We start from the raw sequence: 10,301 nt of genomic DNA on the forward strand, positions 1-10,301 counted from the left end.
GACGAAAGGCAGCCGGTCATGGTCACTCACGTGGGCCCCGAGGAGCGGGGCGACGAGCGCGGAGCGCTCCTGGCCTTCGTCGCCGAGCAGCGCGGCGGCATCCGGCGGGCGCTGCTCGGCCTCACGGAGGAACAGGCGTCCTCCCGCCCCAGTGCCAGTGAGCTGTCCCTGGCCGGGCTGCTCAAGCACGTCGCCGAGGTCGAGCAGGGCTGGATCGCCCGGGCCAAGGGCGAGCCGCCGGCCGTCCACCGGGACGAGTCGAACTGGCACGAGTCCTTCGTGCTGGTCGGTGACGAGACCGTGGAGTCCACTCTCGCGTCCTACGAGAGGACGGCCGCCGAGACGGAGTCGTTCATCCGCTCGGTGCCCAGCCTCGACGACACCTTCCTGCTGGCGAAGACGTCCTGGAACCCGAAGGACGAGTGGCTCTCGATGCGCTGGCTGTGTCTGCACCTGATCCGCGAGACCGCCCGGCACGCCGGCCACGCCGACATCATCCGCGAATCCCTGGACGGGGCCACCGCCTTCGAACTGGTCGCCAAGGAGCAGGGCAGCTCCTGGGGGTGAGCCGTGACGTCCTACGCTGGAGCGCATGTCAGCGATCCGTCTCCTCGTGCTCGGCGCGGTGCGCCAGCACGGGCGGGCCCACGGCTACCAGGTGCGCAACGACCTGGAGTACTGGGGCGCGCACGAGTGGTCCAACGCCAAGCCCGGCTCGATCTACCACGCCCTGAAGCAGATGGCGAAGCAGGGACTGCTGCACGCGCACGAGATCGCGCCCTCCACGGTCGGCGGCCCCCCGCGCACCGAGTACGAGATCACCCCGGCGGGCGACGAGGAGTACTTCACGCTGCTGCGGGAGGCCCTCGTCGCCTACGACCAGAAGATGGACGTGAAGTCGGCGGCCATCGGCTTCGTCGTCGACCTGCCGAGGCAGGAGGCGACGGCGCTGCTCGAGGAGCGGACCCGGCGCATCGAGGAGTGGCGGGCCGCCGTCCTCGAGCACTACGTGCCCGAGGACGGCCCCGAGCCGCTGGGGCACATCGGCGAGATCATGAACCTGTGGGTGCACACGGCCGACGCCGAGGCCGAGTGGACCAGGGGGTTGATCGAGCGGATCGAGGCCGGGGCCTACACCTTCGCCGGGGAGGGCGAGTCGTTCGTCGGCGTGCTGGCCGAGGACCAGGAGAACCCGTACGCGACGGGGGAGCGGCACCCGGGGGACGAGCGCTGAGGCGTCCGCCCGTGCGGTGATCCGCGCAGTAATCAAGTTTGACTGAGGGGTTTGGCGGCGCTTACCTTCGAAAGCGTGTAGTCAAGTTTGACTAGCAAGGGAGTCCCAGTGGCCGACGCGGCGATCACCGTCGAGGAAGCACGCAAGACGTACGGCGGGAAGAGCGCGAGGAACCCGAAGAACGGCGGAACAGGCACGACGAACGGCAGGCCCGCGCTGGACGGGCTCGACCTCACGGTCGCGCGCGGCACGGTGCACGGAGTGCTCGGCCCGAACGGCGCGGGCAAGACCACCCTGGTCCGGATCCTGGCCACCCTGCTGCGGCCCGACGCGGGTCGGATCGAGGTGTGGCGGGCCACGACGTGGTGCGCGAGGCGTACGCGGTCCGCCTGCGCATCGGCCTGCTCGGCCAGCACGCGGCACTCGACGAGGAGCTGGGCGGCCGGCAGAACCTCGAACTGTTCGGCCGCCTGCACCACCTGGGCGCGCGACGCGCACGCGCGCGTGCCGACGAGCTCCTGGCGCGCTTCGACCTCGCCGACACCGGCCGCAAGGCGGTACGGCAGTACAGCGGGGGCATGCGGCGCCGCCTGGACCTCGCCGCCTCCCTGATCACCGAACCGGAGGTGCTCTTCCTGGACGAACCGACCACCGGCCTGGACCCTCCCCCAAGCTCTCGGCTTCGCTCGAGCAGGGGGTACCCCCACGGCCGCGCGGAGGTGTGGGACTCGGTCCGTTCCCTGGTCGACGGCGGTACGACCGTCCTGCTCACCACCCAGTACCTGGAGGAGGCCGACCAGCTCGCCGACCGCATCTCGGTCGTGGACGCCGGCCGGGTCATCGCCGACGGCACGGCGGACGAGCTCAAGGCGGCGGTCGGCGGCGACCGCATCGACGTCGTCCTGCGCGACGCGGGGGAGTTGGGCGCGGCCGTCGCCCTGCTGCCCGTACCGAAGGACCGGATCACCGTGGACACCGACCGCCGGCTGCTGAGCGCACCGGTCACCGACCGCATGGCGGCTTTGGCCGGAGTGGTCCGCGCACTGGAGGAGGCAGGCGTCGAGGCCGAGGACATCGCCCTGCGCAGGCCCACGCTCGACGAGGTGTTCCTGCGCCTGACCGGGCGCGACGACCGAGTGGAGGAGGCCGCGTGACCACCACGACGTACGCCCTGACCGACTCCTGGACCATGACCCGCCGTGAACTCGCCCGCTGGGGCCGCCAGCCGGTGGCGGTGGTGGTGAACCTGGTCTTCCCCGTGATGCTGCTGCTGATGTTCGGCTACCTGGTCGGCGGCGGCCGGGGCGTGAGCGGCGACTACCTCGACTTCCTGGTGCCCGGCATGCTCGCGCTCACCATGGCCTTCGGCCTGGAGGGCACGATGGTCGCGGTCACCCAGGACATCGACAAGGGCGTCATCGACCGCTTCCGCTCCATGCCGATGGCCGACGGTGCCGTCCTGGTCGGCCGTTCCGCGGCCGACATGCTCCAGTCGGCGCTGGGCCTGGCGGTGCTCCTCGCCGTCGCCGCCGGGCTCGGCTGGCGCGCCCACGGCGGCGCGGCCGGTTTCCTGGGCGCCGTGGGACTGCTCCTGCTGTTCCGGTTCGCGATGCTGTGGATCGGCATCCACCTGGCGCTGGTGGCCGGTAAGCCGGAGACGGTGCAGGCCGTGCAGATCCTGGTCTGGCCCGTCGGCTTCCTGTCCAACGCCTTCGCCGCGCCCGAGTCCATGCCCGGCTGGCTCGGCACGGTCGTCCAGTGGAACCCCATGTCCCACACCGCCACGGCCGTACGCGACCTGTTCGGCGGCCCCGGCGGCGAGCCGGGGCACGTGTGGGCGGCCGTCGCCTGGCCCCTGGCCCTGCTCGCGGTGTTCTTCCCGCTGGCGGTACGGAGGTTCGCACGGCTCAGCCGTTAGTGGTGGAAGCCGGTGGCCGCGCTCCTGTCGTGGGTGAGGGGGTGCGGCTGCCGGCGCAGCTCCGGGAGGAAGCGGGCCAGGTCCTCCAGGAACACGTCGGCGAGGTCCTCGGAGAAGCCGTTGCGGCACACCACCCGCAGCACCGACAGGTCCTGACGGTTCGCCGGGAAGGCGTACGCGGGCACCAGCCAGCCGTTCTCCCGCATCCGCCGGGACACGTCGAAGACGTCGAACGCCGTCACCTCCGGCGCGGTCGTGAACGCGAACACCGGCAGCTCGTCGCCCCGGGTCAGCAGCCGGAAGTCGCCGAGTGCCCCGATCCGGTCGGCGAGGGAGCGGGCCACGTCCCGCGCGGCCTGCTGCACGGCCCGGTAGCCGTCGCGGCCCAGCCGCAGGAAGGTGTAGTACTGCGCGACGACCTGGGCGCCCGGCCGGGAGAAGTTCAGCGCGAACGTGGGCATGTCGCCGCCCAGGTAGTTCACCCGGAAGACCAGTTCCTCGGGCAGGGCGTCCGCATCCCGCCAGAGCGCCCAGCCGACACCCGGGTAGACCAGCCCGTACTTGTGCCCCGAGGTGTTGATCGACGCCACGCGCGGGAGGCGGAAGTCCCACACCAGGTCCTCGTCGAGGAAGGGCGCGACCATCGCGCCGGACGCCCCGTCGACGTGCACCGGGACGTCGAGGCCGGTGCGCTCCCGGAGTTCGTCCAGCGCCGCGCACAGGTCCGCGATCGGCTCGTAGGACCCGTCGAAGGTGGAGCCCAGGACGCCGACGACGCCGATGGTGTTCTCGTCACACAGTTCGGCGGCGGCCCGCGGGTCGAGGTGGAACCGGTCGCCCTCCATGGGCACCTGGCGGGCCTCCACCTCCCAGAAGGCGCAGAACTTCTCCCAGCAGACCTGGACGTTGACGCCCATGACGAGGTTCGGCCGGGCGTCCTTCGACGGGTACCGGTCGGCGTTGTTCCGCGCCCAGCGGCGCTTGAGCGCCATCCCGGCGAGCATGCACGCCTCGCTCGAACCGGTCGTCGAACAGCCCACGGCGACCGCCGGGTCGGGCGCGTGCCACAGGTCCGCGAGCATCGACACACAGCGCCGCTCCAGTTCGGCGGTGCGCGGGTACTCGTCCTTGTCGATCATGTTCTTGTCCCGGCACTCCGACATCAGGGCGCCGGCCTCCGGCTCCATCCAGGTGGTGACGAAGGTGGCCAGGTTCAGCCGTGCGTTGCCGTCCAGCATCAGCTCGTCGTGCACCAGCTGGTACGCCGTCGAGGGCGCCATCGGCGCGTCGGGCATCCGGTGCTTGGGCGGCGCCTCGGTCATGTCCCCGACGGGGTTCGCCTCCCCCAGGAAGGGGTTGACGGACAAGGGGCGCTCGTCGCGCCGGGGTCCGGTGTGCAGCGGCATGGATACCTCCGGGGGGTTCGTGCGGTGGGGGATGAGGGAAACGCTGGAAACGTTTGAAACACGGGAAATGCGAGAAACGCGGTGAGCGGGGTCACCGGACCGAGGTCCCGTCCGTCCGCAGCTGCATCAGGGGGCGTCCCGTCACCAGCAGCCAGGCCGGGAGCGACGCGATGCACAGGAGGGCGAGGATGCCCGGCGAGACGACCAGGAAGGCGGCGACGAACAGGCTCACCCAGCCCTGACGGGTGACGGCCAGCAGAACCCCCAGCACCCCCGCCGACACGCCGACCGCCGGATGCACACCGGGCACCAGGGCGTGTGCGCACAGCCCGAGCGCGGTGCCGACGAACACGGACGGGAAGACCCGCCCGCCCCGGAACCCGCAGGACGTGGCGACGAGCAGGGCGGCCAGCTTCACCACCGTCATGGTGGCGAACTGGCCCGCCGACCAGCCGTCGGGGTCGGCAGCCAGCTCCGCGACCTCGTCGAGCCCCTTGAACAGCGTCAGATGCCCGCCCAGGGCCGCCAGCGCGCCCAGCACCGCTCCACCGGCCGGAAGCATCAGCAGGGGATGCCGCAGCCGCCGGAACGCCCCGTGGACGTACGGGAGGGCGTGGACGGCGCACATGCCGAGCAGCGCGCCCACCGAGGCGACGACGAGCGACGACAGCAGGTCCGCCCAGCCGGGCCGGCCGAACGGCGGCAGGTGCAGGTCGAAGCTGGGCCGTGACACCAGGGTGACGGTGAGCGCACCGGCCCCCGCGGCGACCAGCGGCGCGAAGAGACTGTCCCAGAGCTGTCCCTTGATCCGCCGGCCCGCCAGCGCCTCGGAGACGACGAGCGCCGCGGCCACCGGCGTACCGAACAGCGCGCCGATCGTCGCCGCCTCCGCCAACCCCACCCAGCCGCGCTCCGGGGCCCGGGGAAACGCCCTGGTGCCCAGTAGGACCGCCAGGGAGACGTTCACGGCGATGATCGGGTTCTCGGGCCCGAGGCTCGGCCCGCCGGCCAGCATCAGGGCGGTGGCCAGCAGCAGCCCCGGCAGCACCACGGGCGGCAGCACGGGGGCCTCGAGGCCGGTGGTCGCCGGATCGGGGCCGGCGTGGCCCGGCGCCTTCCACACCACCAGACCGACCGCGATCCCGGTGGCGACGAGGACGGCGAACATCCACAGCACGGAGTACCTGCCGACCCCGAGCGCGTCCGGCAGGTCCTGCCACAGCACGTCCTGGAGCTGCCCGGCCGCCGAACTCACGCCCACCAGCAGCAGGCTCGCCCCCACCCCCACGATCAGCGCGGGCACGACGGACAGCAGCAGGTCGCGTGCCCGGGTCGCCGGGGCGGCGGAGGGTTCCTGCTGCGCGCTGTCCTGGGCCACGCGCACACGATAGTCGGATGAACCATTTCAATAGGGACGAAACGGTGATGGTGCCGGAAGTGGGAAACCGGCTTGCACCTCACGTGGCGTGAGGTCCCAGGGTGGAGTGCGTACCGAGAAGGGAGCGGAAGTGAGCTACTCCGTGGGACAGGTCGCCGGTTTCGCCGGGGTCACGGTGCGTGCCCTGCACCACTACGACGGCATCGGCCTGCTCACCCCGAGCGAGCGCAACCGCGCGGGGCACCGGCGCTACAGCGACGCCGACCTCGACCGGCTGCAGCAGATCCTGTTCTACCGGGAGCTCGGCTTCCCGCTCGACGAGGTCGCCGCCCTGCTCGACGATCAGGCCACCGGAAGAGCAGACCCGCGCGCACACCTGCGCCGGCAGCACGACCTGCTGACCGCCCGGATCGAGAGGCTGCGGAAGATGGCGGCGGCCGTGGAGCACGCCATGGAGGCACACGACATGGGCATCGATCTCACGCCCGAGGAGAAGTTCGAGGTGTTCGGGGACTTCGACCCGGACCAGTACGAGGACGAGGTGCGGGAGCGCTGGGGCGGCACCGACGCCCACCGGCAGTCCCGGCAGCGGACCGCGTCCTACACCAAGGACGACTGGAAACGCGTCACCGAGGAGTTGAACGCCATCCATCTGCGCATGGCCGACCTGATGTCGGCCGGGGTGCCGGCCGACGCCGAGGGGGCGATGGACACGGCGGAGGAGCACCGGCGGTTCATCACGCGCGCGTACTACGACTGCGGGCACGAGATGCACACCTGTCTGGGCGAGATGTACGTCGCCGACCCGCGCTTCACCCGGACGTACGAGGACATCCGGCCCGGTCTGGCGGTCTACCTGCGCGACGCGATCGTCGCGAACGCGGCCCGGCACGGCGGCTGAGCCCGTACGGGTGCGGAGCACCGTCCGCCCCTGCCGGGTGCGGCGGTGCACCGCGCGGTCACTCGCGGACGAGCACCACCGCGGTGCCGTACGCGCACACCTCGGTGCCCACGTCCGCCGCGTCCGTGACGTCGAAACGGAACGCCAGCACACCGTTGGCGCCCCGTGCGCGGGCCTGCTCGATCAGGCGCTCCATGGCCTGGTTGCGGGTCTGCACGAGCGTCTTGGTCAGCCCCTTGAGCTCGCCGCCGATCATCGACTTCAGACCGGCGCCGATCTGGCTGCCGAGATGACGGGACCTGACGGTCAGGCCGAAGACCTCGCCGATGACCTCCTGCACCCGGTACCCCGGCACGTCGTTCGTCGTGACCACCAGGACGTCGGGCCCGGGGCCCTGTCCACCGCCGTACTCTTCGATGCCCATGGCCCCAGCTTCGCCGGGGAGGAGGCACGGTGCAATCCTGGATACGCCCCGTGGAACCCGGGCCGGGACGGCTGCGTTGATAAGTTTTGGCAGCCAGCCTCGCCCGTCCCCCTCAAGCAGCAGGAGCCACAATCCCGTGACCACCCTTGCGCTCGGCCCCGAGTGGCTGAGCCCGGACTATCTGATCGAGACCTTCAGCCTTCCCGGCATCCTGCTGATCGTCTTCGCCGAGTCCGGATTCTTCGCGTTCCTGCCCGGTGACTCCCTGCTGTTCACGGCGGGCCTCTTCGTGGCCGAGGGCAGCTACATCAGCCAGCCGCTGTGGCTGGTGTGCACGCTGATCGTGATCGCCGCCGTCCTGGGCGACCAGGTCGGCTACATGATCGGCAAGTTCTTCGGGCCGAAGATCTTCAGCCGTCCCAACTCCAAGCTCTTCAAACAGGAGAACCTGGAGAAGGCCCACGAGTTCATGGAGAAGTACGGCCCCAAGGCGATCGTCCTGGCCCGCTTCGTGCCGATCGTGCGTACCTTCGCCCCCATCACGGCCGGCGCCGGCCGCATGAAGTACCGCACGTTCCTCACGTACAACGTCATCGGCGGCGTCGCCTGGGGCGTGGGCATCACGGTCGCCGGCTACTGGCTGGGCCAGATCTCCTTCATCAAGAACAACGTCGAGTCGATCCTCATCCTGATCGTCTTCCTCTCGGTGGTCCCGATCATCGTCGAGTACCTGCGGGAACGCGGCAAGAAGAAGCGCGCCGCCGCGGAGGGCCCGGCCGCCCCGCAGCACGACCAGTACGACCGGCAGACCCCGTACGACCGGCCGCCGGTCATGGACGACGCCACGACCCAGCTGCGCCGCATCACCCCGGCCGGTCAGCCGCCGCAGCGGGACCGGCAGCCCCAGCAGCCCTACGGCAACCAGGGCTACCCGCAGCAGCAGAACCCGCAGCCCCAGCGCCCCCAGCCGCCGTACGGCAACGGCCAGGGCGGCTACGACCCGTACTTCGACCAGCAGTACCCCCAGGGGCAGGGGCAGGGGCACCCCCAGGGCCACGGCCCGGACCACAACCAGCAGCCCTACAACCGGGGCTACTGAGCCGTCCCGCCGAGCAGTACCGCCGGATGCCCGGGTCCCGAGGACCCGGGCGTCCGGCGTCAGAAGCCGCGGGTCCGCTTCGCCGCCCTGCGCTTCTCGGCGGAGCCGATCCGCAGGAACAGCCGGGAGATCTCCGAACCGAGGTTCACCCCGATCGCGATGGCCAGCGCGAGCGCCACCGCTTTCGAGAGGGACACCAGCCCCGCGTCCACCTTGTTCTGAGCGATCGCCAGCAGACCGAAGTACGTGGCGGAACCGGGCAGCAGGGGCCCGATGGCCGCCGTGGTGTAGGGCAGCGCCGAAGCGAACTGGTACCGGGCCATCAACTGCCCGAACAGCCCCACGAGCCCCGCCGCCACGGCCGTGGAGGCCACCGGGGAGATGTCGCCCACGTAGTACATCGCGCCGTACACCACCCAGGCGACCCCGCCGTTGAGGGTGACCATCAGCACCGTGGACCGCTCCTGCTGGAGCAGCACCGCGAAGGCCAGCGACAGCCCGAGCGACGCGGCGATCTGCCACAGCGGCCGCTCGGTGAGGACGAGTGCCGCGTCGGGGCTCAGCTGGGCGCCCAGCTGGACCCCGAAGTAGAGCACCACCAGCACGCCGGTCACGATGCCCACGAAGAAGTACAGGACCTCCAGGAGACGTGCGGAGGCGGTGATGTAGAAGCCGGTCAGACCGTCCTGCACACCCGCCACGAGGGCCCGTCCGGGCAGCAGGGCGAACAGCCCACCCGTGATCACCGCCGAGGCCCTCACGTCCGCGTGGGCCAGCGTCAGCGCGACACCCATCGCGGCCGGCGGCATCGCGGCCGCCGTGAACTGGTAGAACTCCGGCAGTCCGCGCCCGGCGAGCAGCCAGGCCAGCCGGTCGCCGAGCATCGCGCCGCCCGCGGCGGCGATGAACACCAGGAACCCACCGCCCACCAGCATCGAGGCCGAGCCCGCCAGCAGCCCGCTCGCCGCGTTCAGCACCCAGACGGGGTAGGGGTGCCGGTTGCGGCGTATCTCCGCGAGGCGCCGGTAGGCCTCCTCCAGGGAGATGTGCGTCTCTTCGTCGCTGAGGTCGTCCACCAGCTGGTACACGGCCGCGAGGCGGGTGTAGTCGGTGCCGCGACGGCGCACCGTGCGCGACGCGGTCACCGGGTCCTCCACCAGGGACGGCTGATGGGAGATCGACAGCAGGGTGAAGGTGACGGTCGGTTCGCAGCGGTCCAGGCCGTAGGAGCGGCAGACGGCGAACATCGCCGCCTCCACGTCCTCCGCGCCCTCGCCGCCCGCCAGCAGCAACTCCCCGATACGCAGCGTCAGGTCGAGTACGCGCGGCACGGCCGGACCCGTGTCGTCGTGCCGCTGCACCTGCTCCGGCGCCGGCCGCTCGGTCACCGGCATGCGCAGCATCGTGCGCATCCGGTCCTGCCAGGGCACGTCCCGGTGCAGGGCGAAGGACGGCATCCCGCTGGGCGGGGTGAACGCCGCCCGCCCCTGCTGGGCGCTGTACGTGCTCGGCGGGTTGAACGCCGACCCCTCCACCTCGGCCGGCTGCGGGGCGGTTTCCAGCCCTTCCGGGAGGGCGAACTCGGAGGTCGTCTCGGCCTCCGTGCCGACCGGCGAGAACTCCAGTCCCTCCGGAACGGCGAACTCCGACGTCGTCGCCGTCTCCGTGTCGGCCGGAGCCGCCAGCCCGGCGGGAGCGCTGAAGGCACTCCTCGCCTCGTCCGACTGCGGCTTGCGCTCCTCCGTGTCCCTCACCTGCGCTGTGCTCCCTGTACGACGCCGTCCGTGGGCCCTGCCTCCCCGTCGGGGCCCGGTGCACATACCCACATACCCCAAGGGCCAGTATGCGCACGGAGACGCGCGACGGGGCGCACGCGTCCGCGTGCGCCCCTGTGGGGAGCCAGGCAGCACGGGACATCCCGGCGGCTCGGCTCCGTATCCT

General features: G+C 71.4%; 9 protein-coding genes and 1 pseudogene. 6 read left to right on the forward strand and 4 right to left on the reverse strand.

Translation table 11 applies throughout. The features are described from left to right. Positions 1-18: 18 nt before the first annotated feature. From AB0I73_RS06980 to AB0I73_RS06995, 4 genes and pseudogenes are all read left to right on the forward strand, one after another. Positions 19-567: a DinB family protein gene (locus AB0I73_RS06980; protein ID WP_363034526.1), complete on the forward strand. Its 549-nt coding sequence runs from the start codon at positions 19-21 to the stop codon at positions 565-567. Between the two features lie 25 nt (positions 568-592). Then, complete coding sequence (locus AB0I73_RS06985) at positions 593-1,234, forward strand: PadR family transcriptional regulator (protein ID WP_363034528.1); 642 nt, start codon at positions 593-595, stop codon at positions 1,232-1,234. A 108-nt stretch (positions 1,235-1,342) separates the two neighbouring features. Beyond that, positions 1,343-2,388, forward strand: a pseudogene (locus tag AB0I73_RS06990) (ATP-binding cassette domain-containing protein). Between the two features lie 35 nt (positions 2,389-2,423). Further along, the gene (locus tag AB0I73_RS06995; RefSeq protein ID WP_363034569.1) at positions 2,424-3,152 is read left to right on the forward strand and encodes an ABC transporter permease; all 729 of its coding nucleotides are present in this window, start codon (positions 2,424-2,426) and stop codon (positions 3,150-3,152) included. Here the strand turns inward: AB0I73_RS06995 and AB0I73_RS07000 are convergent. Both AB0I73_RS07000 and AB0I73_RS07005 read right to left on the reverse strand, forming a co-directional pair. Then, a complete protein-coding gene (locus tag AB0I73_RS07000) occupies positions 3,149-4,558 on the reverse strand; it encodes a glutamate decarboxylase (RefSeq protein ID WP_363034530.1) in 1,410 nt (469 codons plus the stop codon). The genes AB0I73_RS06995 and AB0I73_RS07000 overlap by 4 nt on opposite strands. Positions 4,559-4,649: 91 nt before the next feature. Continuing rightward, a complete protein-coding gene (locus tag AB0I73_RS07005; protein ID WP_363034532.1) occupies positions 4,650-5,936 on the reverse strand; it encodes an ion channel protein in 1,287 nt (428 codons plus the stop codon). Between the two features lie 130 nt (positions 5,937-6,066). Here AB0I73_RS07005 and AB0I73_RS07010 point away from each other — a divergent pair, with 130 nt between their 5' ends. Beyond that, the gene (locus AB0I73_RS07010; RefSeq protein ID WP_363034534.1) at positions 6,067-6,837 is read left to right on the forward strand and encodes a MerR family transcriptional regulator; all 771 of its coding nucleotides are present in this window, start codon (positions 6,067-6,069) and stop codon (positions 6,835-6,837) included. A 58-nt stretch (positions 6,838-6,895) separates the two neighbouring features. Here AB0I73_RS07010 and AB0I73_RS07015 read toward each other — a convergent pair whose 3' ends face one another. Then, the gene (locus AB0I73_RS07015; protein WP_363034536.1) at positions 6,896-7,261 is read right to left on the reverse strand and encodes a YbjQ family protein; all 366 of its coding nucleotides are present in this window, start codon (positions 7,259-7,261) and stop codon (positions 6,896-6,898) included. Positions 7,262-7,397: 136 nt separating this feature from the next. Between AB0I73_RS07015 and AB0I73_RS07020 the strand changes: the two genes are divergently transcribed. Continuing rightward, positions 7,398-8,360, forward strand: a complete 963-nt coding sequence (locus tag AB0I73_RS07020) for a VTT domain-containing protein (protein WP_363034538.1) — start codon at positions 7,398-7,400, stop codon at positions 8,358-8,360. A gap of 59 nt (positions 8,361-8,419) precedes the next feature. On the opposite strand, the gene AB0I73_RS07025 is transcribed toward AB0I73_RS07020, so the two are convergent. Further along, positions 8,420-10,114, reverse strand: coding sequence for a threonine/serine exporter family protein (locus AB0I73_RS07025; protein WP_363034540.1), 1,695 nt, complete (start codon positions 10,112-10,114; stop codon positions 8,420-8,422). Positions 10,115-10,301: the final 187 nt, after the last annotated feature.

Source organism: Streptomyces sp. NPDC050388 (assembly GCF_040655635.1).
Taxonomy (GTDB): Bacteria; Actinomycetota; Actinomycetes; order Streptomycetales; family Streptomycetaceae; genus Streptomyces.